Raw genomic sequence first — 22,328 nt, 5'->3', positions numbered from 1 at the left:
GAATTCGAACAGATGCAATTGCCGCCGCTGAACGCATTGAGAGCCTTCGAAGCAACCGCCCGGCTCATGAGTCTTTCAAAGGCCGGAGACGAACTGCACGTGACCCATGCCGCGATCAGTCACCAGGTCAAACATCTGGAGACATGGATGGGACGCAAGCTGCTGCAAAAATCCGGACGCGGCGTTGCACTGACGCCGGCGGGCGCCGAATATTATCTGGCCGTCTCGGGCTCGCTGGCCGCCATCGCCCACGCCACCGGCAACATGCGCAGAGACCACAATAGGCGTTCGATAACCGTGGGATGCATTCCTTCGATCGCGTCGCGCTGGCTGGTTCCGGCACTTCCATCTTTCCGGGAGAGCGATCCTGATCTTGATGTCAGGATCGTCTATGCAAAAGCGGAAGAGCGCTTCGATGACGAAAGCCTGGATGTTCTCATTACCATGGGAGAAGACGTGTCAGGGGGACGGGAGAGCCGCCTGCTTTTCTCCAGGCGCAACCAGCCGGTGGCCAGCATTCATTATCTGGCAAAGCGAAACTGGACGGCCGACGGCGTTCCCTTTGCGGCAGCCGAGCTGCTGCACGATGAATCCATGGACGGCTGGAAAGAATGGTTCCGAAAGGCTGATATAACGGCGCCCGACCCGCTTCGCGGGCCGATATTCCAGGACTTCAACATTCTTGCCACGGCGGTAATCGCTGGGCATGGCGTCGCACTATGCCCTGTCGAAGTGTTCCGGCGAGAGATCGATCGCGGCGACCTCGTTGTGCTCTCGGACATTTCGACGGCAGAGACTCAAGGCTATTACCTGATCACCAGCTCCTGGGCGAAGAAGCCGGTTCGCCGCTTTGCGGAATGGTTCACGGCGGAGTGTCGATCCGGCGGCCCGCCGACCATGGAATAGGCTGGAAACCACGGGCACGGTTCGTTTTGACCCGAGCTGAAATGTCATGAAAGTTTCATATTGGTGCTATTGCGGCGCTTGAAAAATAATCTACACTTTTGATCAGGAAACGCGATTTCCTGAAGCAAACGAAAGGAAACTGATTGGATTCATATCTTCTGACGACCATGCTCGTTGCAGGCCTCCTCGCTTTCGCCGTAACCGCGGTAAAAGCCGGAACAACTGCCCAGACCACCGCAAATACCAGGCGCAGTCCCGATTCGGGTGGCGATGGCGGAATTGGGTTCGAGGTCTCTGATGACGGGGGCTGCGATGGCGGCGACGGTGGAGGAGGAGACTAGATCAACGGAAATCGATAGAACGCCCGACCGCCTCAAGGCGGTTTTTTGTTGCCCGAACAAGACTCTGTTCCAGCCCGGCAAAACAGGCCGCAATCTCAGACGCGCGGGGGTTGCAGAACTGATCCGACGGGCTTAGACGAACGCATCACGCAATGCATTTTTGGGTCGTCGCAGGAAATGTGCGCCCTATCTCAGTCGAGGCGGTGCCGGGGCATAAGTGTTGGAGACAATCAATATGGCAAAATCTGAAGCTGGAAGCCCGTATATTTACGGGATCGACGCACTGCGATTTGTATGCGCGCTGATGGTGACCGTATTTCATCTTGGATTTGCTTCCTGGGCTTCGCCTTTATATCTCCGACCGTATCCAATGCCCGAGATCGAGAACATCGCCCAACCCGGCTGGGTTGGCGTCGAATTGTTCTTCGTCATATCGGGCTTCGTCATCGTAAACTCCGCAGCTTCCGCCAGCGCCTTGTCCTTTCTCAAGGGGCGCATTCTGCGGCTCTACCCAGCGGTATGGATCTGCGCATCGCTGACGCTGATCATCATCGCGACGCAAGACGTCAACAGGCGCATCCTCTGGAATTATCTGCGCTCGATCACGCTCTATCCCGGCGGGCCCTGGATAGACGGCCAATATTGGACGCTGGCATGTGAGATCTGTTTCTACGCCATCGTCTTCATCATGTGCGCGGCTAGGCAAAAGACGAGGATGCCCGCCCTGGCGCTAGGCCTGTCGCTGTCCAGCACGGCATTCATTGCACTTTTATACGCCTTTCCCGATGCAGCCATCCCGTCGATATTCACCGAGACGGCCTGGCGGGCCATTCCCTTCTATTATGGCTGCCAATTCGCTATCGGCATCTACATATGGCTGCTCTCTCAGGGTCGGATGAACCGAATTTCCTGGCTGGGTTTCCTCTGCGCCCTGGCGACGGGGGCTGTTCAGATCTACATGGCAGGCGAGAACACCAGCAACCGTACGCTCGCCGCTGCGGGCCATGGCTTCTCGTCGTTTCCCGCAATCGCTATCTGGGCGGCCGGGCTGGCGTCGATCGTTGCAAGCGTCGGCTACAGCAAGCGGATCAGTCACCTGCCGGCCTCCTTCCTTCAATCGGTGAAGACCCTCGGCTCGATGACCTATCCGCTCTATCTCCTGCATTTCGCCATCGGCGTCCAGCTTCTCGACTGGTTGACTGCTCTGGGATTGGCGCCGCTCCTGGCAATGGTTCTAGCCGTCGCGATCGTCTGCGCAATGTCGCTTGCGGTGTGCAAATGGGGAGAGCCGCCGATCCGGAGGATCTTGCGAGGGTTCCTCGACCGGCTTGGGCAGCGCGCTGCCGAATTTCAGGCGAAGGAGTCTCGGGCTTAGGTGTGAAATCGAGGAGGCCGGGCGCGCAATGACGTCCGATTTCCCCGTCTCGGTTCTTGCCTTGGGGTTTACCCCACTCTCCGTCCTGCTCGGGCTTGACCCGAGCATCCATGTGGCCTCTTGCAGCACGAGGAATGGATTCCAGGCTCAAGGCCTGGAATGACGGAGGTTGAGGAGAGCGATCGGCAGGCCCCCCGCTCAAGGCCCCTGCCGCAGAGCTCACTCCACCCTTGCTCCTGCTCAGGCTTGACGCGCGCATCCACGCGACTTCCTTCAACGCACAGTGGCCGCATTCGGCGGAAGGCGGCCATTGTCGGAATGCTCAGCAGGTATCGGCCGTTACGCGGCTCAAGCGCGCGCCGGCAGCAGGGGATAGCCGACCATGACGGCGCGGCCGAGGAGGGCAGCGACGACGGCCTTGATCACATCGCCCGGGATGAAGGCCATCGAGCCGACGAAGGCTTTCGTGAAGCCGAGGCCTGCGACGGTTGCGAGATAGGTGATGCCGAAGGCGTAGAGCACGATGATCCCGCCGATCATGGCGGCGAGGAAGAAGCTCACCGTCTGGACCAGGCCGGACTGCTTGTCGTTGACCAGCCGTTCGCTGAGATAGCCGGTCACGAAGGCGGCAAAGATCCAGCCGACGAGAAAACCGGCTGTCGGCGAGGCGAAGATCGCGAGGCCGCCGCGGCCGCCGGAAAGCACCGGCAGGCCAATCGCGACGAGCAGCAGCACGATCAGAACGGCGATCGCGCCGCGCCGGGCGCCGAGAACGACGCCGGCCATCATGACGCCGAGCGACTGGGCGGTGATCGGCACCGGAATGAAGCCGAGCGAGATCGGCGGCAGCAGGCCGAGCGCCACGATGATCGCGGCAAAGAGGGCGGTAAGGACGAGGTCGCGGGTGCTCATCATGAACTCCGTATTAAAAAATCGTTAACTTCCATGCCGCCGAATGCGGCGCGCGTCAATCGCAGCGGCGACATTATCCGCGTCCTTCAGTGTCAGAATGATCAGCGGCGCGAGCAGGCTCGTCGGCCGGACCTTCAGCCCCCGAGCCCTGTGCGCCTCACGGATCGCCTGGTAACGGTTGACGATCTCAGGCACGAAGCGCAGCACCAGGCCGAGAGCGAGGCCGATATCGTCGGCCTGAACCCGGCCGGTGCGTTCGAGCGGGCGGGCGAGCGCCGTCACCTCGTCGATGAACTCGGTAATGGTCGTCGTCGCCGTCACGCTGGCGGCGAGAAGCATCAGCGCCGTCAGCCGCAGCACGGGCACGAGCGCTGCCTGCCATGGGTTGAAGATGAGGTTGAAAAGGGCGACGACCGCAATCGTCAGGAAGATCGGCCGCAGCCGTCGCAGCGCCTCGCCGAGCGGCAGGCCGACCGTGCCGTAGAGGACCGCCGCCACCAGCACGGCGCCCGAGAGCAGAAGGAGATTGTGGTTGATGAACAGCAGGATGGCGAAGGTCGTCAGCGACAGGAGCTTTGCCCGCGGCGAGAGCCGGTGCATGCGGCTGTTGCCTTCGACGTAGAGCGATTGCATCAGGCGGCGATCTCCCTGTAGCGCGCGATGGCTTCGGCCGCCGGCGCATCGGCGGCAAGCCGCCCTTGGTGAAACAGCAGAACCCGCTCGAACCCGGCGATCAGTTCGAGGTCGTGGGTGATGACGATGGCGCTTTCCGGCAGTCCGGCGATGATGCTCTCGACCAGTGCCCGGTTTTTGAGGTCGAGCTGGTTGGTCGGCTCGTCGAGGATGAGAATGCCGGGGCCGGTCGCCAGCACCGAGCAGAGTGCGGCCACCTGCAGTTCGCCGCCGGAAAGCTCGTGCGCGCGGCGATCAGCCAGCGCCTCGGCGCCGAAGCGGGCAAGCACGCCCTCGACCTTTGCCTCGATCTCCGCTTTGCTGAAGCCGCGCCGCTTCAGCCCGAAAGCGATGTCGTCCTTGACGATCGGCAGGATGATCTGGTTCTGCGGCGACTGGAAGATGAAGCCGACATCGGCGACAACAGTCTTCTCGTCGGCCGTGTCGCGGCCGTTGACCATGACGCGACCACTGGTCGGCTTGGTCAGCCCGTTGATCAGCCGCGCAAAGGTGGTCTTGCCCGAGCCGTTCAGCCCGATGACGCCGATGCGTTTGCCGCGGATGCCGAGCGTCAGCGGCTCCAGCGCCACCCGTGCCCCGAAACTGACCCCGGCATTTTCGAATTGTATGTCCAAACCAGTCCCTCGCATTTTTCACGACAGGGTGATTGCCGACACCAGCCCCTCATCCGGCTACCGCCACCGTCTCCGCGCTTTCGGGGAGACGGGACAAGCCGCGAGCTCTCAGTTCCCATATGCCTATCGTATGGCACGTCCCCTCTCCCCGCGAGCGAGGAGAGGGTTAGGGTGAGGGGCAGCCGCTGGCGCCAACCTGATAGCAGTGCTTCTACAAAGAGCAAATCTCCCTGTCGATATCGGGTGGCTAGGAAGATTTTCCGGATTATGATGCGGCCATGACGAATCTGCTGTCCAATTCCGATGCCCGCCGCGTCTTTCTTGCCAAGCAGGGCCTCAGCGCCCCACCGAACCGCGCCTTGACCAAGGCCGGCCTGCTGCAACTCATCCACGATCTCGGCTTCGTCCAGGTCGACAGCATCCAGACGGTGGAGCGGGCGCATCACCAGATCCTGTTTTCCCGCAACCAGACCTATCGGCGCGAGCATCTGAAGGCGCTGCTGGAGAAGGAACGTGCGCTGTTCGAGCACTGGACGCACGATGCCTCGATCCTGCCCAGCGCCTTCTTCGTCTATTGGAAGCACAAGTTCCGCCACCAGGAGAAGGTCCTCGTCGAGCGCTGGCGCAAGTGGCGCGGCGAGGGTTTCGAGGCGGCTTTCGAGGAGACTTATGAGCGTGTGCGGCGCGACGGCGCGATGCTGGCGCGCGACGTCAAGGCCGATGGCCATGTCTCCGGCGGCTGGTGGAACTGGCATCCGAACAAGACGGCGCTCGAATATTTCTGGCACACCGGCAAGTTCGCCATCGCCGGCCGCTCGAATTTCCAGAAGATCTATGATCTGACCGAGCGCGTTATCCCCGCTGAGTTCCGCGAGCCGGAGGTGAGCCGCGAAGACTTCGTCGATTGGGCCTGCCGCAGCGCGCTTGCCCGCCTCGGTTTCGCCACCCACGGCGAGATCGCCGCCTTCTGGAACCTGGTCTCGCCCGACGAGGCCAAGGCCTGGGTATCGGCCCATCGCGACGAGCTGACCGAAGTGCTGATCGAACCGGCGCTCGACGGCAAGGCGCGGCCGTCCTGGGCCCTTGCCGATTTCCTCTCGACGCTCGACAGCCATCCCGATGCCCCGCCGCGCATCCGCGTGCTCAGCCCCTTCGACCCGATGATCCGCGATCGCAACCGCACCGAACGCCTGTTCGGCTTCTTCTACCGCATCGAGGTCTTCGTGCCGGAAGCCAAGCGCGAGTATGGCTATTACGTCTTCCCGCTGCTCGAAGGCGACCGCCTGATCGGCCGCATCGACATGAAGGCCGACCGCAAGAAATCAACGCTCGACGTCAGGCGGCTCTGGCTGGAACCGGGCGTGAGGGCGTCGGCCGGGCGGCTGGAGCGGCTGGAGGCGGAGCTCGAGCGGGTGGCGAGGTTTGCGGGGGTGGAGAAGGTGGTGCTTTTGGAGGGGTGGAGAGGGTAGTCGAATTACTCTCTGCCTGTCTCTCGCCTTTACAAGGGAGGCCGTCATGAGAGCCGGCCGAATGAAGGCGTTTCTGTGCGCCGACGGCGGTTTTGGCAACAACGCCAACCACACTCTCCGTCATCCCAGGCCTTGAGCCTGGGATCCATGCGACTGCTGCTGATGGATGCGGCGTGGATGCTCGGCTCAAGGCCGAGCATGACGGAGAGTGGGGTGCACACGAGGAACCCATTCACCGCGCAGAGGCCTGTTGCCAACGCCATCTGCTAGCGAAATCAGATAGCCAGTCGTGGCCTTGATGAGGGAGGAGAGGGCCTGGCCTCAGCAGATCTCCGTCTTGCTGATCTTGATCCCGAAACCTTCCAGGCCGACATAGTGGCGCTCGCGGCTGGTGAGCAGCCTGATCGAGCTGACGCCGAGATCCTTGAGGATCTGGGCGCCGAGGCCGATTTCCAGCCATTCACTCTCGCGCGTCTGCGCCTCGGCATGGGCTTCGCGGCCCTGGTTGCGGGCCTTGCGGCCGTTGTCGTAATGGCCAACGCCGACGGAGCCCTCTCGCAGGTAGACGATGACGCCGCGGCCTTCCGCAGCGATCTTCTCCATGTAGAAATCGACTGGGCTCTTCCTGCCGAAAAGGTCCTCGGCGACATTTTCCGGATGCAGGCGCACCGGAATGTCGACGCCGTCGCGGATGTCGCCGAAGACGACGGCAAGATGCTGCATCGGGTCCCAGGGCAGGGCATAGGTATGGGCCTTGGCCTTGCCGAACGGCGTGTCGATGTCGAAGCTGGCGCCGTGCTCAACCAGCGTTTCCTTCCGCTGGCGATAGGCGATGAGATCGGCGACGGAGACAAGCTTCAGCCCGTGCTTCTCGGCGAAATCGACCACCTGCGGACCGCGGGTGACGGTGCCGTCGTCATTGACCAGTTCGGAGATGACGCCGATCGGCGGCAGGCCGGCGAGCCGGCAGAGGTCGACGGCCGCTTCCGTATGGCCGGAGCGCATCAGCACGCCGCCTTCACGCGATATCAGCGGAAAGATATGGCCCGGACGGACAAAATCGGCGGCCCCGACATTCGGATTGGCGAGGTTGCGCACCGTCAGCGTCCGGTCGTCGGCCGAGATGCCGGTCGTCGTGCCGTGCTTGAAGTCGACCGAGACGGTGAAGGCCGTCGTATGGGCCGAATCGTTCTCGGCCACCATGGCGTTGAGGTTGAGGCGCTTGGCCTCCTCCTTCGGCATCGGCGCGCAGACGATGCCTGAGGTGTGGCGGACGATGAAGGCCATCTTCTCCGGCGTGGTATGCACGGCGGCAACGATCAGGTCGCCCTCGTTCTCGCGGTCATTGTCGTCCATGACGACGACAATTTCGCCGGCCTCGAAGGCCCTGATGGCGTCGACGACGCGTTTCTGATCGTAAGACATGGACGCTCCTATTTCAGACGGCCGGTCTGGCCGCGATCCCGAAGATAATGATCGGCAATGGCGCAGGCGACCATCGCTTCGCCGATGGGTACGGCGCGGATGCCGACGCAGGGGTCGTGCCGGCCCTTGGTGCGCACGTCGACATTCTTGCCATCGGCGTCGATCGACTGGCGTTCGGTCAGGATCGACGAGGTCGGCTTGACGGCGAAACGCGCGACGATCGGCTGTCCGGTCGAGATCCCGCCCAGAATACCGCCGGCATTGTTGGAAAGGAAGATCGGCGTGCCGTCATTGCCCATGCGCATTTCGTCGGCATTGTCTTCGCCGGAGGTTTCGGCGGCGGCAAAACCATTGCCGATCTCCACGCCCTTGACGGCATTGATCGACATCAGCAGCGAGGCGATGTCCTGGTCGAGCTTCGAATAGATCGGCGCGCCGAGGCCGGCGGGCACGCCTTCTGCGATCACTTCGACGACCGCGCCGATCGAGGAGCCGGCCTTGCGAATGCCGTCGAGATATTCCTCCCAGACCGGGACGATCGCCGCATCCGGCGAGAAGAACGGGTTCTGCCCGATCTGGTCCCAGTCCCAGTTGCGGCGGTCGATCTTGTGCTTGCCGATCTGCACCAGCGCGCCACGCACGGTCACGCCTGGCACGACGAGGCGGGCGATGCCGCCGGCCGCAACCCTTGCTGCGGTTTCGCGCGCCGAGGAGCGGCCGCCGCCGCGATGGTCGCGAATGCCGTATTTGAGGTCATAGGTGTAATCGGCATGGCCGGGGCGGTATTGCCGGGCGATCTCGCCGTAATCCTTGGAACGCTGGTCGGTGTTCTCGATCAGCATGGAGATCGGCGTGCCTGTCGTCGTCATCGTCTCGCCGTCGGCATCGAGCATCACGCCCGACAGCACCTTCACCAGGTCGTCCTCGCGCCGCTGCGTGACGAAGCGGGATTGCCCCGGCTTGCGCTTGTCGAGCCAGACCTGCAGGTCTTCGAGCTTGAAGCGCAGACCTGGAGGGCAGCCGTCGACGACGCAGCCGAGCGCCGGACCGTGGCTTTCGCCCCAGGTGGTTACGCGGAAGAGGTGACCGAATGTATTGTGCGACATGTGTTCCCACGGCGGCGCGCCAAAGCCGATCGCGCCATTGCTTGAAAAGGCGCGCCACTCATAGGCCAAAAAACCGCCGAGGCAAAAGCCTTTCTTTGCGTCAAACCGGCAGCGGCGGAAATGCTGTTTCGCTCCTTTGCCGAGGCATCGCCATCACGAAGCCAACCGCCATCCGGTTGCGGCCGCCTCAGCGGCGAAATCGTCGAAGGAGAGGGCCGGCGAGAAGGCATAACCCTGCAGCAGGTCGCAGCCGAGATCGCGCAGCAGCGTGGCATGGGCTGCCGTCTCCACTCCTTCGGCCACCGTCTCGACGCCGAGCGAGCGGGCGATGTCGATGATCGAGGTGACCAGCGCTCGCTCCTGCGACGCGCCGATGATCGGCTGCACCAGCTGGCGGTCGATCTTTAGCCGCTTCGGCTTCAGCTTCAACAGGCTGACGATCGAGGTGTGGCCGGTGCCGAAATCGTCGATCTCGATATCAATGCCGAGCGCCTTGATGCGTTCCAGATTGTGCGAGACCACGTCCTCGCTCTCGTCGAGGAAGATCGATTCCACCAGTTCGAAGGAGATCTCGCCGGGGCGGATATTGAGGCCGGCGAGGGATTCCATCAGGCTGCCGTCATGCAGCCGTCTGGCTGAAACATTGACCGCGACCTTGGGAACGACAATGCCCAGCGCCAACAAGCGGGCCTTGTCGCGCAGCGCCGTTTCCAGCACGATCCGGTCGAGCGTCTGCACGACATTGATCTCGTCGGCAATGCGCAGGAACTTGTCTGGCGTCAGCAGCCCCCTGGAGGGATGCTTCCAGCGCACCAGCGCTTCGACGCCGGTCAGCTCCATCGTCCGGGCGCAGAATTGCGGCTGATACCAGGCGGCAAATTCGCCATTATCGATGCCGGCGAGGATTTCATCGGCCGTGCGCTTGGTGTTGATGATATCGGCCTGAAGAGTGTGATTGAAGAATTCGAAGCGGTTACGGCCCGTGCTCTTTGCGCGGTAGAGGGCGATATCGGCATTGATCAGCACCTTGCGCGCGTCGACATGGATGCCGTTGGCGAGTGCGACGCCGATCGACACGCCGCAGCGGCAGGCAAAGCCCTGGAAATCGATCGGCTGGCGCATCTCCTCGATGATCCGCGTCGCAAGCTCCGCCATCTCCTTATCGCCGACATCGCAGGCGAGGATGACGAATTCGTCACCGCCGATGCGCGCCACGAGGTCGCTGCCGCGGACATTCCTGGCGAGCACCTTCGAAGCATGCACCAGCATCGCATCACCGGCGGCATGGCCGAGCGTATCGTTGATGTCCTTGAAGCGGTCGAGGTCGATGTGCAGGATGGAGAATTTCTGCCGCTGCCGGCGCCCGTCATTGGTCAGGCTTTCCAGCGCGATGTCGAGTTTGCGGCGGTTGGCGAGCGCGGTCAGTGGATCGTGCAGCGAATTGTGCTCGATCCTGTTCTTGGCAAGTTCGAGCTCGATATTCTTGGCGACGGCCTCGTCCTTGGCCGCCTTCAGCCGGATCGTCATCAGCATGTCCTCGGTGGCGTCGAAGGCGATGCCCATGATCTTCATTTCGCCGGTCCCGGTCTGGTAGACCTTGCCGACCGAGCGCACATAACGCACCGAGCCGTCGTCGGCGAGCACCCGGCAGACGAGCGTATGCGTATCGCCGCTTCGCTTGAAGTGGCGCGCGCTTTCGAGCGCCAGCCCGTGATCCTCGGGGTGGATGCGGGAAAGCCAGGTCTCCTCGGTCATGAAGCCATTGCGCGGCGCCAGCCCGTATAGCTCGTGCATCCGTTCATTCCAGATCGAGCCGCCTCTATCCGGCCGCGCCTCCCATATGCCGCACTGATAGGAATTGAGCGCCAGGTCGAGCCGGCTCGAAAGCTCGGCGAGCTGACCCTCGCGGCTTGAAAGCTCTTCAAGCGCCAGCTCGAGCTCGGCATTCTTGACCTCACTGACATCCCTGGCCTTGCGCAGCGCCTCGGTGGCCTCCGCATCGGCGGTGACGTCCCAGACGATGCCGATCGTCTTGCCGGCGCCACCGACATCTCTGTAGAGGGCGCCGACAGAGCGCAGGTGCCGGATGCCGCCATCGGCAAGCATGATCCGGTACTGCGCCGTGCAGGCGGCGCCGGCGATGCTGCAGCTGAAGAAATGCACCTCGGCGGTCTCACGATCCGCCGGCAGGATCGCCGCCAGCCATTCGTCGAGCGGCCGGCTTCCTTCCTCCGCCGGCTTGCCGTGCAGTGCAGCGGCGCGTGCGTCCCAAAGGAGGCTGCTCGAATGATCCTGCAGCTCCCAAATGCCGATAGTGGACGATTCGAGCGCAAGGTTCAGCCGCTGCGACAGTTCCATGAGCTTTGCTTCGCGCGTCTCCAGTTCGGCAATGTTGCGGTTGCGTTCGCCGAGCAGCAGTGTGGCGAGGAAGATCGGGACGATGATGATGCATCCCGCGGCAACGACGATCAGCCGCAGCTCGCTCCGGTTTTCCGGTATTGCAGCCCAGCCGCCTTTGGGGACGGCGGAAAGCTCCCATTTGCCGCCGGCAAAGCTGATTTCGCGGCGGATCGGATCCTTGTCGTCGATGTCGGCCGAACCGAAGAACGGCGCGGAAAGCGCGGCGTTCCCGGTTGACCGGCCAATATCCCGCACCGCGATGGAAAGATGGTCGAGATTGGGATAGCGCTCCTGGTTTTCGCGGTCGCGCGCCGCCACCAGGCCGGTCGCCTCGTAAAAGCTTTTCCGGTCGATGGCGACCTCCACGGCGCCCCAGAGGCGCCGCTGGCCGCTCTCCTTGACGAAAACCGGGAAGAAGACGGCGAAGGCGTCCCGGCCGTCAACGCTGATCGGGCCGTAGAAGCGCGCCGTCTGGTCGCCGGCGGCCCGGGTCGTCGCTTGCTGCGAGATGGAGGTTTCGCGCACATCGCGGCCGATCCGCCCGCTGCCGGGGCGTTGCGGATAGAGGTCGCTGACGATGAAATCAGGCGCGACGGCGATATGGATGAAAGCCGGGTTCTGGATCAGCAGCCAGTTGATCTGGCGCTCCGTTTCCTCCCGGCTTGCAGCGTTGTTGACGGAGGTCAGATTTGCAAGATCGCGGACCATGGTGAGGCTCATATTGATCTCGGCCTTCACCCTGGCGCGCAACAGGTTCGTCTCGTTCTCGGTGCGGATGTGAAGTTCGCGCATATGAGCGGCAGTATTGGCGCGATCGAGCGCGAAGCCGACCATGGTGACGACGAGGGCGACAAACGCGGAAACCAGAAACGAGAGGCGGCTATTCTTCAAAACGCGTCGCAACCGCTTGCTGTCGCCCAGCCTGGATAGCAAAATGAGACCCCCATATTCGCGGTAACTCTAAAAGGCAGGGGTTAATTTACGATTGCCTGTTGTCGATGTTGAAAACCCGGCAGGCCGGACGGGCGTGGTTAACGCAGCGTCTTGATTATGTTTAAAATGCTATTCATCAATTAGGCGGGAAAAGCCATTCTTACGGGCAATTTTCGCCATATTCAGGAGATTATCTGTGGCAAGTGTTCTCGTGCAGCGTTTCAAGAGGATTGTTGCCATGCGTTTCGTCGTCGCCACGCTTTTGGCCACAGCAAGTTTCCTGTCGCCGATGAGCGGTTTTGCCGAGAGCGCCGATGTCGAGGCGACGATCAAGAAGGTCGACACGGCCAATCTCGTGCTGACGCTCGACGACGGCAAGACCTATCAGGCGCCGGAGGAATTCAATTTCGACGGCCTCGAAGCCGGCGTGAAGGTCATCGTCTTCTACACCGAGGTCGACGGCAAACGCGTCATCAACGATCTCGATATCGTCAAGTAAGCAGACTTCAAGAGAATGACTGGATGAGGTTTGCGCCCAATGGCTGCCCCTTACCCTCTCCCCGTAAAAGCGGGGCGAGGGGACATGTCCACGAGAGCTCAGCGGGGAACGGAGAGTTCGCTGCTTGTCCCTTCTCCCCACAGGCGGGAAGATGCCGGCAGGCGGATGAGGGGTAAAGCCAGTCGATCCCTTACAGCCAGACGATCGTCCGCTCGCTCGTATCGATCCTGACAATCCGGTCCTGCGGAATGCCGCCTTCGGCGGCGGTGCTCTTCGGCAGGTCGGCAATCGCCTGGAACAGCGTGCGGATAACGCCGCCATGGGTGACGCAGACGGTCGGACGCTCGACGGAGCGCAGCCATGCGCCGGTACGCCAGGAGAGGATTTCGTAGCTTTCGGCATCGTCGCCGGGCGGGATGAAATCCCATTTGGAGACGTTGCGTTCGGCCACCCGCTCGCGCTGCGTCGCCTTCAGCTCCTTGATCGTCGAGCCTTCCCAGTCGCCGAAGGAAATCTCCACCAGCCGCGGATCGGTGCGATAGGCAAGCGGCGGGAGGCCCATTGCGGCGCGCATGATTTCCATCGTTGCGCGTGTGCGTCCGAGCGGGCTTGCGACGAAATCGAATTCGCCGACCGTCTCACCGAGGATCTCGGCCAGTGCGATGCCGTTCTGCCGGGCCTGTTCCTGGCCCGTGGCATTCATCGGAACGTCTTTCTGGCCCTGCAGGCGACGCTCGGCATTCCAGTCGGTCTGACCGTGTCTGATCACGTAGATGAGCACGGTCTCGACTCCGGGGAACTTAGTCCTTGACGACCGAAATATCCGGCGCGTCGACCGCCTTCATGCCGATGACATGATAGCCGCTGTCGGCATGGTGCACCTCGCCGGTGACCGAGCGCGACAGGTCGGACAAGAGATAGAGGCCGACATCGCCGACTTCCTCGATGGTAACCGTACGGCGCAGCGGAGCGTTATACTCGTTCCACTTCAGAATATAGCGGAAATCGCCGATGCCGGAGGCGGCAAGTGTCTTGATCGGCCCGGCCGAAACGGCGTTGACGCGGATGTTCTGCGGCCCGAGGTCGACAGCGAGATATTTGACGCTCGCTTCGAGCGCGGCCTTGGCGACGCCCATGACATTATAGTTCGGCATCACCTTTTCGGCGCCGTAATAGGTCAGGGTCAGCATCGAACCGCCTTCCGTCATCAGCTTCTCGGCGCGGCGTGCGACCGAGGTGAAGGAGTAGACGGAAATCTGCATCGTCTTGGTGAAATTATCGGGCGAGGTGTCGATGTAGCGGCCGGTCAGCTCGTCCTTGTCGGAAAAGCCGATCGCATGCACGAGGAAATCGATCTTGCCCCACAGCTTTGCGACATTTTCGAAAACGGCGTCGATGGTGGATTCGTCGGCGACATCGCAGTGGCCGACGAGGGTCGCGTCGATTTCGGCTGCAAGCGGCTCGACACGCTTCTTCAGCGCATCGCCCTGATAGGTGAGCGCAACTTCTCCGCCCTGCGCATGAATGGCCTTGGCAATACCCCACGCAATCGAACGATTGTTGGCGACACCCATGATGACGCCGCGTTTGCCTGCCATGAGGCCGGATGCTTGAGCCATATTTCGCTCCCTAGGATTCTGATCGATCCTGCCTATGGCATAGGCCGTTAATCGGTTCAAGCTTGGCCTGGATCATCAACTGTTAGGGATCGTAACAAAGGGTGCGAATGTCATAAAAATTTCACAGGAACAGGCCTTCGCGCATGCTCCGCATCAGATCGGTGATCTTGTCGTCGGGTTTTTCCCACAGGATGATGCGCAATTCGACGACGAGATCGCCTCTGCTGCCGTCTTCCCGCGGCAATCCCTGGCCGGTAATCGCGATCGTCTTGTCCGAGCCCGACCATGCGGGAACGGTGATGTTCAACGGCCCGGCCGGGCCGTCGATGCGTGCCTCGGTGCCGAGCACGGCATTTTCGATGCTGATCGGGAGCACGGCGTGCAGGTCGAAACCATCGACGGTGAAGCGCGGGTCGGGGGCGATGCGGATATTGACGACGGCATCGCCGCGCTGCATGCCCGGCAGCTTGAAGCCCTGTCCCTTGAGCCTGATCTCGTGACCATCCGTGGTGCCGGCCGGCAGCGCGAAGCCGATTTCGCGGCCTTCCGGCAGCGACGCGGTGATCCAGCCGCTCTTCAGCACGTCGTCGATCGTCACCGTCGCCGTCGTCACCTCGTCGGGCGCTTTCTCGAGGCCCGCATCCTTGGCGCCGGTGAAGCGGCGCACCAGCGATGTCAGAATGCTGAGCGGCAGCGGCAGGTTGGCGCCGGCACTAGTTGGCGTTTCGCCGAGTTCCTCGCTGGCTTCGGTGGTCTCGCCATCCGCACGTCTGCCCTCTTCGGACTGGCCCTGGCCCTGCGTCTGCTGATTATGGGCCTGCTGGGTGCGGCCTTGCGCCTGGCCCCCCGCCGCAGCGCGCGCTTGCGCGCCGAAAATGCGCTCCACCATCTCCTCGGCGCCTTCGCTGGCGCCGGCCTGCTGTCTCTGACCGTCGGCCGCGGCCTTCTGGGCAGCCCGGGCAAGTTCTTCCATCACCCGCTCGGCATTGGCCTGCGCCGCCTTGGCGCGGGCCGCCGCCTCACGCGCGGCCTGGCGCTGCTGCATGATCGTCTGTTCCTGTTTCCTGGCTTCCGCCATCCGCACGGCATTGTCGAACAGGCTGCGCTTGCGCGGATCCCGCAGCGTTTCATAGGCGCGGCCGATCTCGGCGAACCGGGCCGTCGCCGTCGGATCGTCCTGATTGTGATCGGGATGGGCTGCTTTGGCCAAGTTGCGCCAGGCCGCCTTGATCTCGTCTGCCGCCGCGTCGCGCTTGACGCCCAGAATTTTGTAAGGATCGCGCATGTCAAAACCGCCGGTGTTGCGATGCGGGCGCCTGTCCTTGCCCGGCATCCCCGCCCAATATCGAAGTCCAATATCAACATCTGAGGCGCCACCGGCCCAAAGGCAGGGAGAGCCACTCTCGACACCGATCGTGCGACCGAGTTGCTAATCACTTCTTATTTCTGTGGAGGGATGGGGAGTGTTTTGCCGTAAATGGTTAGCTCTTTGCTAAGCATTCGGCGGAAAACCGGCGGCCGTTAACCTGTCGCGCGCCGGATCGGTTCCGCCGATCAAATTTCGGGGGCGATCAGGTTTTCCCGGATCAACTTTCCCGCCGGAATTAACTTTCCCGCCGGAATTAACTTTCCGGCTGAAAGCTCAGCAGCTGCCAATTGCCGCCGCCGACGAGGCAGGTCTTGCCGTAGAATTTGGCGATTCCGACATAGGAATGCCGTGTCGTGCGGAACTGCCGGCAGACCTGGCCCGATTCGTTGTTTTCGACGATCGTATCGATGACACCGGCGCTGCCGGTCGATGCATTCGCCCAGGGAAGCGGCTGGCCTTCAAGCTTGTGCACATCGGCCGAAGTCACGGCATTGCGCACTGTCATCTCGTCCGAGAGCGTGTCGGTGCTCGGCGGCGTCTGCGGCACGGTGCCGGTGGCCACCGACCGGTCGACCTTGGCCTCGCTCAAGAAATCCATCCCGCCCGCAAGGCAGCCGGAAAGCGACAGCATTGCGGCGCCGACAACCAGGAAGGCGCTGCTGCGTTGCCGCAGGCCCTTTGTATGGCGATATGACTTTGCTATGACTTCCACCCTGCGTCCTGTCCAGTTATCAAAAGCTGGGCGAGTTTTGAATAATCCGGGGCATTTGAACCAATATGTCGGCAAACGAGTTAACAAGCGGTGACTTTACCGAAAGTGGCGAGCCCTTCAAGCTCTTTGCCGAATGGCTGAAGGAAGCGGAGGCCTCAGAACCGAACGATCCCAATGCCGTGGCGCTGGCAACGGTCGACGAAGATGGTCTTCCCAATGTCCGCATGGTTCTCCTGAAGGGATTCGACGATGACGGTTTCGTCTTCTACACCAATTTCGAGAGCCAGAAAGGTCGCGAAATCTTGGGGCAGAAGAAGGCCGCCATGTGTTTCCACTGGAAAAGCCTGCGCCGGCAGGTGCGGTTGCGCGGGCCTGTCGAGATCGTGAGCGACGCCGAGGCCGATGCCTATTTCAAGACGCGGGCGCGCGGCAGCCGCATCGGCGCCTGGGCCTCCAAACAATCGCGTCCGCTCGAAAGCCGATTCGCGCTGGAGAAGGCGGTGGCGGAATACACCGCCCGCTACGCGATTGGCGAGATACCCCGGCCTCCCTATTGGTCGGGCTTCCGCATCCGGCCGACGTCGATCGAATTCTGGAAGGATCAGCAGTTCCGCCTGCATGACCGCATCGAATTTCGCCGCCCGTCCCCAGTCGGGGCTTGGGAAAAGGTGCGGATGTATCCGTGAGCCGCTAGCGGCCCATGATTTTCAGCGGAATGCCGGAGGCAAGCGCCGAGATATAGCGCTGCTTCTGGTAGAAACCGTTCAGCGACATGCGCGGGAGATAGCCGGGCTTGCCCGCCGCCGGCAGCCCCGGCTGCGTCGTGACGGCGACCGAAAAGCCCAGCCGGCGGACAAGCGCTGCCTCGCGGGCGCTTGCCGCCTCCGGCGTGCCGTAGGGATAGGCGATCGTGGCGGGACGGATGCCGGTCAAGGCCTCGACGTAATCAGCCGAAACTTCCATCTCGATTCGCGCTTCGGCCTCCGGCAGGCGGGCAAGGGCGCGATGGCTGATCGTGTGGGCGCCGAGCGCTGCAAGCGGATGTCGGGCAAGCTGCTGCAATTGCGCCGGCCCCATCACCAGGTCGCGCACGATATCGGTCGGCTCGATGCCGTTTTCCCGCGCCAGCGTGTCGATCGCGGCGACGGCGCGGGCCTCGTCGAAGCTGTGGATATACCAGGTGAAGCGGTCGAAGGCATCCCATTGCTGCCGCGGGTCGGCGAGCGCCAGCCGCTCGCTGCCGCGGCCGAAATCGAAGCGGATGTCCTTTGCCTGGCGCAACAGGACGGCGAGCGTTTCCCACCAGATGCTGTGCGAGCCTTCGGCAAAACCCTTGGTGACGAACACCGTGAATGGCGCCCGATGCCGCTCGAACACCGGCAGCGCATGCTCCATGTTGTTGGCGTAGCCGTCGTCGAGTGTAAAAGCCGCAAACGGTCTGCCGCCCTCCGGCTCTGCCAACAGCGCCGGCAGCTCGTTAAGCGGCACGAAGCGATAGCCGTCGCGTGTCAGCCGCCTGAGCGCCGCATCGAGAAAATGCGGGGTGATTTCGAGATGCGCGTTCGGGGCAAAGGCCTGGGCTGCGTGCGGGCGAACATGATGCAGCGTGAAGATCACCCCGCGCCCGCGCGCCTGCCGCATCAGGCCGGCCGCGGCGATCAGAAAGGACGCCTCGAGCCCGGCGCCGATCGCCGCCCGTTTTGCCAGTCGCTTCAATTGCCCCGCCATGCGCCGCCCATTGCCTTTTGCGGCAACCTAGCAACCGCAGCTTAAGCCTTGCTGAATCCCGGTTTCGCACAGCTTCTTTCGTTTTCTGTTAACCAAGACGATGAAAAGACTAGAAAAATGGTAGGCGTTGCCGCAAAGTCGCGCCAAACTTGCGGCTTCTGTCACATTGCGAGACATGGCCGGCCCGATCGAGAGCCAGCGCATCAGGGGGAACTCCATGAGAAAGCTTTTGGCGGCTGTTTTGACCGTGACGCTTGCCGTTTCGGCGCCGCTTGCGGCTCTTGCCGGCAGCGCCTCGCTGATCCTTGATGCCCGCACCGGCAAGGTACTGGCGTCCGAAAACGCCGACACGCTCAACCATCCGGCCTCGCTGACGAAGATGATGACGCTCTATCTCACCTTCGAGGCGCTGAAACGCGGCAAGATCGCCTGGGATACGCCGATCAAAATGTCGAGATACGCTGCCGCGCGGCCGCCGACCAAGCTCGGCGTCAAGGCGGGCGGCACCATCACGGTGCGCGAGGCGGTCTACGGCATGATCGTCAAATCCGCCAATGACGCCGCTGCCGCGATCGGCGAGACGCTCGGCGGCTCGGAGAGCGGCTTTGCCCGGATGATGACGGCCAAGGCCCGCCAGCTCGGCATGAGCCGGACCGTCTTCGTCAACGCATCGGGCCTGCCGAACAGCCGCCAGGTGACGACGGCGCGCGACATGTCGACGCTCGCCGTGGCGCTGATGAAGAATTACCCCAACGAATACCGCCTGTTCTCGATGGCAAGCTTCAGTTTCCGCGGCAAGACCGTGCGCGGCCACAACAATCTCATGTACCGCTACCAGGGCATGGATGGCATCAAGACCGGTTATACCAACGCCTCCGGCTTCAACCTCGTCAGCGCCGTCAGAGACGGCAACCGCCGCGTCGTCGGCGTGGTGCTCGGCGGCCGCACCGCCCGCAGCCGCGACGCCAGGATGGAAGCGCTGCTCGACCGCTATCTCGGCCGCGCTTCGTCGTCAGGCGGCGCAAGGCTGGTGGCGAGCGTCGGCGCCAGGGAGCCGGTCGAAGTGGCTTCCGCCGCCGATTCTTCCGACGTTCCGGTGCCGGCGAACGCGCCGCGTCCGGCCGACGATCTCACGGCAAAGAGCCTGGCCTATGCCGATGACGCCGTCGTGCCGCTGGAGCGCCCGGTCGCGATGGACGAAATCCTGAACGCCGGCAAGACATCGAAGACCGCGGCGAAAAAGGCCGACGGCGACTGGCAGATCCAGATCTCGGCCGCCCCGAGCGCCGATGCGGCGCGGGCGCTTCTTGCCCAGGCGCAGTCGGAAGGCGGCGCGCCGCTCGTTTCCGCCTCGCCCTATACCGAAGCGGTCGGGCAGGGGGCCAATAGGATCTATCGCGCCCGCTTCGTCGGCTTCGCCAGCAGGGAGGACGCCGCCTCAGCCTGCGATGCGCTGAAGCAGCGCTCCTATGACTGCATGCTGCTCCCGGACCGCGGCTGATCGCAACGCCCCACTGAGGCAGTGCGCTCTGGACAAGCAGCGGGAATCAGCGTCTCCTCCATAAACAAAAGGAGAACATTGATGCTGCGCCGTCTTGCCGACCAGTTCGAAGCCGCTTCCTCCGCCCATGTCGCCGAGAGCGGCATCGAGCGCGACGCCGACTGGTTTCTGTTGAAGCTGCAGGAGGAGATGGGTGAACTGACCCAGGCATGGAACCGCCTGACCGGCCGCGGCCGTGCCAAGGGCCGCTCCCCTGAGGACATCAGGCGCGAGCTCGCCGACGAGACGGCCGACCTGCTTGGTCACCTCATGCTGTTTGCTCGCCGTAACGACATCGACCTCGCCGCCGCGATCGAACGGAAGTGGCGGTTTCAGCCGAGCTGGTAAGAAATCGGGAGCGACATCAGAAGATTTTGCTCAAGCCGGTCACCAGCCAGAACGAAACTGCCGAAATCATTGCCGCTGCCGGCAGGGTGATGATCCATGCGATGACGATGTTGCCGGCTAGCCCCCACCTGACGGCGGACACGCGCCGGGCGGCGCCGACGCCGATGATGGCGCCGGTAATGGTATGGGTGGTCGAGACGGGGATACCGAGCCAGGTGGCGCCGAACAGCGTCAAGGCGCCGCCCGTTTCGGCGCAGAATCCCTGCATCGGATTGAGCCTGGTGATCTTCGAGCCCATCGTATGGACGATGCGCCAGCCGCCGAACAAGGTGCCGAGCGCCATCGCTGCCTGGCATGAAATCACCACCCAGAGCGGCACGTGGAAGCTGCCGCCGAGGTAACCCTGCGAATAGAGAAGCACGGCAATGATGCCCATGGTCTTCTGGGCGTCATTGCCGCCGTGGCCGAGCGAATAGAGCGACGCCGACACGAATTGCAGGAAACGGAAGGATCGGTCGACGGCAAAAGGCGTCTGCCGGATGAATGTCCAGGTCACCGCCAGGATGAGGAACAATGCCAGGAGAAAACCGATCATCGGCGACATGACGATGGCGGAGACGGTCTTGAGAAGACCGCTCCAGACGATCGAGCTCAACCCCGTTTTGGCAAGGCCCGCACCGACCAGCCCGCCGACCAGAGCATGGGATGAACTGGAGGGAATGCCGAAGACCCAGGTCACGACATTCCAGACGATGGCGCCGATCAGGGCCGCGAAAATCACCTGCGGCGTGACGATCGCCGGGTCGATGATGCCGGTCCCGAGCGTCTCGGCCACATGCAGGCCGAAGAACAGGAAGGCGATGAAATTGAAGAATGCCGCCCAGAAGACCGCATATTGCGGCCTCAGGACCCGTGTCGAGACGATTGTCGCGATCGAGTTGGCCGCATCATGCAGACCATTGAGAAAATCGAACAGCAGTGCGACGCCGATCAGGCCGACAAGAAGCGGAAGAGCGAGGGCGGCTTCCATCAGACATTCTCGATCACGATGCCGCTGATCTCGTTGGCGACGTCCTCGAAACGGTCGACCACCTTCTCCAGCTCGCCGTAGATCTCGCTGCCGATCATATAGGCCATCGCATTGCCGGCGCCGTGCCGGCGAAACAGATCCTTGAGCCCCTGCTCGTGCAACTCGTCGGAGCGCCCTTCCACCTGCGTGACCTGCTCGACGATGGCAGAAAGCCGCGGCGCATTGGCGCTGATGCGATCAAGCAAGGGAATGGCCTCGGCAATGAGATTGGCAGCTTCCACAACGGTCTTGCCCATTTCCTGCATCCGTGGATCGAAGCTGGTCTGCTCGAAGAGCCGGATGGTTTTGACGGTTTTGTGCATCATGTCGATCGCATCATCCATGGATTGGATGAGATCCTTGATGTCGCCACGATCGAAAGGTGTGATGAAACTCCGCCGGACGGCCAGCATGACTTCGCGCGTTATATCGTCGGCCTGATCTTCCAACCGCACGATCGTTTCGCATTGATGCTCGATCTCCATTCCCGACAGCAACCTGTCCAGAGCCTGTGCGGCGTCGACGATCGTTCTGGAATGTTGTTCGAAAAGGACGAAGAACCGGTCTTCGCGCGGCATCAACTTTCGAAACCAACCCAGCATGAACACCTCGCAATCCTGGTCTGCGCTATGACGACGAGCCGTCCTAAACCCTATCCCGTTGAAGAGATAGGGCCGAATTTCGGTTTGTGACAGATTTATGACAGTTGTGCCGCGACAGGGACATGGCCGTTGCCGACAGCTGAACCCTTTCCGCCATCGGCGGTCAGCCGACCTTGTACCGGTAAAACTTGCTGTCCACCGCCATCAGCGGGAAGGAGCGGGGCAGGGCGCTCTTGGCGATTTCGGTAAAGCCGTTCTTTTCGTAGAAGCGCTGGGCGGCGACGAACTTGTCCGTCGTGCCGAGGAAGATGTCGGTGAGGCCGGCATCTCTGGCGTGGTCGAACAGGCGCTCGAGAAGCCGCGCCGCCACGCCGTGCTCGCGGCCGCGCACCTCGGCGGCGACGAACATCTTGCGCAGCGCCGCCTGATTGTTGCCGATGTCCTTCAGCCCAAGGGTGCCGACGATGGCGCCGTCCTTGACGGCGACCCAGAACTGACCTTTGCCGGACTGGTAGAAATCCGGGATGACCCGGAGATCGGGCTGCGCATCGGCAGTGATATCGATGCCGAACTCCTCGCGCTGGATCGGCAGGATCACCGACAGCACGTCATCGGCATCGCCTTCGGCAAAGGCTCTGATTTCGATCTCTCCCATCAGATCCTCCCGC

At 62.5% G+C, this 22,328-nt stretch carries 21 protein-coding genes; 7 read left to right on the top strand and 14 right to left on the bottom strand.

Annotated elements, in window-relative coordinates; translation table 11 throughout:
- Positions 1 to 12: 12 nt before the first annotated feature.
- Positions 13 to 906, top strand: coding sequence for a LysR substrate-binding domain-containing protein (locus tag J7U39_RS15280; protein ID WP_210628951.1), 894 nt, complete (start codon positions 13 to 15; stop codon positions 904 to 906).
- Positions 907 to 1,482: 576 nt separating this feature from the next.
- A complete protein-coding gene (locus tag J7U39_RS15275) occupies positions 1,483 to 2,622 on the top strand; it encodes an acyltransferase (RefSeq protein ID WP_210628950.1) in 1,140 nt (379 codons plus the stop codon).
- A 348-nt stretch (positions 2,623 to 2,970) separates the two neighbouring features.
- Here the strand turns inward: J7U39_RS15275 and J7U39_RS15270 are convergent, their stop codons facing one another.
- From J7U39_RS15270 to J7U39_RS15260, 3 genes are read right to left on the bottom strand one after another with little or no spacing between them, the layout of a single operon-like run.
- On the bottom strand, positions 2,971 to 3,534 hold the full coding sequence (locus J7U39_RS15270) for a biotin transporter BioY (RefSeq protein ID WP_210628949.1): 564 nt from the start codon (positions 3,532 to 3,534) through the stop codon (positions 2,971 to 2,973).
- 24 nt (positions 3,535 to 3,558) lie between these two features.
- Positions 3,559 to 4,167 (bottom strand): energy-coupling factor transporter transmembrane protein EcfT, encoded by a 609-nt coding sequence (locus tag J7U39_RS15265; RefSeq protein ID WP_210628948.1) that lies wholly within the window; start codon positions 4,165 to 4,167, stop codon positions 3,559 to 3,561.
- Complete coding sequence (locus J7U39_RS15260; RefSeq protein WP_210628947.1) at positions 4,167 to 4,841, bottom strand: ABC transporter ATP-binding protein; 675 nt, start codon at positions 4,839 to 4,841, stop codon at positions 4,167 to 4,169. Before J7U39_RS15260 ends, J7U39_RS15265 begins: the two co-directional genes overlap by 1 nt.
- Positions 4,842 to 5,119: 278 nt before the next feature.
- Here J7U39_RS15260 and J7U39_RS15255 point away from each other — a divergent pair, with 278 nt between their 5' ends.
- Entirely contained in the window at positions 5,120 to 6,310 is a 1,191-nt protein-coding gene (locus J7U39_RS15255) for a winged helix-turn-helix domain-containing protein (RefSeq protein ID WP_210628946.1), read from the top strand.
- A gap of 321 nt (positions 6,311 to 6,631) precedes the next feature.
- Here the strand turns inward: J7U39_RS15255 and ribB are convergent, their stop codons facing one another.
- From ribB to J7U39_RS15240, 3 genes are all read right to left on the bottom strand, one after another.
- Positions 6,632 to 7,735 carry a 3,4-dihydroxy-2-butanone-4-phosphate synthase gene (ribB, locus tag J7U39_RS15250; protein WP_210628945.1) on the bottom strand — a complete coding sequence of 368 codons (1,104 nt, stop codon included), beginning with the start codon at positions 7,733 to 7,735 and terminating at the stop codon, positions 6,632 to 6,634.
- 8 nt (positions 7,736 to 7,743) lie between these two features.
- Positions 7,744 to 8,841 carry a chorismate synthase gene (gene aroC, locus J7U39_RS15245; RefSeq protein WP_210628944.1) on the bottom strand — a complete coding sequence of 366 codons (1,098 nt, stop codon included), beginning with the start codon at positions 8,839 to 8,841 and terminating at the stop codon, positions 7,744 to 7,746.
- A 153-nt stretch (positions 8,842 to 8,994) separates the two neighbouring features.
- A complete protein-coding gene (locus J7U39_RS15240; protein ID WP_210628943.1) occupies positions 8,995 to 12,174 on the bottom strand; it encodes an EAL domain-containing protein in 3,180 nt (1,059 codons plus the stop codon).
- A 238-nt stretch (positions 12,175 to 12,412) separates the two neighbouring features.
- On the opposite strand from J7U39_RS15240, the gene J7U39_RS15235 reads away from it, so the two are divergent.
- Positions 12,413 to 12,673, top strand: coding sequence for a DUF1344 domain-containing protein (locus tag J7U39_RS15235; RefSeq protein ID WP_003569889.1), 261 nt, complete (start codon positions 12,413 to 12,415; stop codon positions 12,671 to 12,673).
- Between the two features lie 190 nt (positions 12,674 to 12,863).
- On the opposite strand, the gene J7U39_RS15230 is transcribed toward J7U39_RS15235, so the two are convergent.
- From J7U39_RS15230 to J7U39_RS15215, 4 genes are all read right to left on the bottom strand, one after another.
- The gene (locus tag J7U39_RS15230; RefSeq protein WP_210628942.1) at positions 12,864 to 13,454 is read right to left on the bottom strand and encodes a histidine phosphatase family protein; all 591 of its coding nucleotides are present in this window, start codon (positions 13,452 to 13,454) and stop codon (positions 12,864 to 12,866) included.
- A gap of 19 nt (positions 13,455 to 13,473) precedes the next feature.
- The gene (gene fabI, locus J7U39_RS15225) at positions 13,474 to 14,292 is read right to left on the bottom strand and encodes an enoyl-ACP reductase FabI (protein WP_210628941.1); all 819 of its coding nucleotides are present in this window, start codon (positions 14,290 to 14,292) and stop codon (positions 13,474 to 13,476) included.
- 121 nt (positions 14,293 to 14,413) lie between these two features.
- On the bottom strand, positions 14,414 to 15,577 hold the full coding sequence (locus J7U39_RS15220) for a DnaJ C-terminal domain-containing protein (RefSeq protein WP_210628940.1): 1,164 nt from the start codon (positions 15,575 to 15,577) through the stop codon (positions 14,414 to 14,416).
- Positions 15,578 to 15,914: 337 nt separating this feature from the next.
- Complete coding sequence (locus J7U39_RS15215; RefSeq protein WP_210628939.1) at positions 15,915 to 16,373, bottom strand: RT0821/Lpp0805 family surface protein; 459 nt, start codon at positions 16,371 to 16,373, stop codon at positions 15,915 to 15,917.
- Between the two features lie 65 nt (positions 16,374 to 16,438).
- Here J7U39_RS15215 and pdxH point away from each other — a divergent pair, with 65 nt between their 5' ends.
- Complete coding sequence (pdxH, locus tag J7U39_RS15210; protein WP_210628938.1) at positions 16,439 to 17,059, top strand: pyridoxamine 5'-phosphate oxidase; 621 nt, start codon at positions 16,439 to 16,441, stop codon at positions 17,057 to 17,059.
- 4 nt (positions 17,060 to 17,063) lie between these two features.
- Here the strand turns inward: pdxH and J7U39_RS15205 are convergent, their stop codons facing one another.
- Positions 17,064 to 18,101 carry a polysaccharide deacetylase family protein gene (locus J7U39_RS15205; RefSeq protein WP_210628937.1) on the bottom strand — a complete coding sequence of 346 codons (1,038 nt, stop codon included), beginning with the start codon at positions 18,099 to 18,101 and terminating at the stop codon, positions 17,064 to 17,066.
- Positions 18,102 to 18,318: 217 nt separating this feature from the next.
- Here J7U39_RS15205 and J7U39_RS15200 point away from each other — a divergent pair, with 217 nt between their 5' ends.
- Entirely contained in the window at positions 18,319 to 19,602 is a 1,284-nt protein-coding gene (locus tag J7U39_RS15200) for a D-alanyl-D-alanine carboxypeptidase family protein (protein WP_210628936.1), read from the top strand.
- An 81-nt stretch (positions 19,603 to 19,683) separates the two neighbouring features.
- On the top strand, positions 19,684 to 19,989 hold the full coding sequence (locus J7U39_RS15195; protein ID WP_210628935.1) for a pyrophosphatase: 306 nt from the start codon (positions 19,684 to 19,686) through the stop codon (positions 19,987 to 19,989).
- A gap of 16 nt (positions 19,990 to 20,005) precedes the next feature.
- Here J7U39_RS15195 and J7U39_RS15190 read toward each other — a convergent pair whose 3' ends face one another.
- The 3 genes from J7U39_RS15190 to J7U39_RS15180 form a co-directional block, all read right to left on the bottom strand.
- Positions 20,006 to 21,019, bottom strand: a complete 1,014-nt coding sequence (locus J7U39_RS15190) for an inorganic phosphate transporter (RefSeq protein WP_210628934.1) — start codon at positions 21,017 to 21,019, stop codon at positions 20,006 to 20,008.
- Complete coding sequence (locus J7U39_RS15185; RefSeq protein ID WP_210628933.1) at positions 21,019 to 21,660, bottom strand: DUF47 family protein; 642 nt, start codon at positions 21,658 to 21,660, stop codon at positions 21,019 to 21,021. Before J7U39_RS15185 ends, J7U39_RS15190 begins: the two co-directional genes overlap by 1 nt.
- Before the next feature lie 163 nt (positions 21,661 to 21,823).
- On the bottom strand, positions 21,824 to 22,315 hold the full coding sequence (locus J7U39_RS15180) for a GNAT family N-acetyltransferase (RefSeq protein WP_210628932.1): 492 nt from the start codon (positions 22,313 to 22,315) through the stop codon (positions 21,824 to 21,826).
- Positions 22,316 to 22,328 lie beyond the last annotated feature (13 nt).

Origin of the sequence: Rhizobium sp. NLR16a, assembly GCF_017948245.1 — a bacterium.
GTDB lineage: Bacteria > Pseudomonadota > Alphaproteobacteria > Rhizobiales > Rhizobiaceae > Rhizobium.
This window is presented reverse-complemented; position numbering and strand designations above follow the sequence as displayed.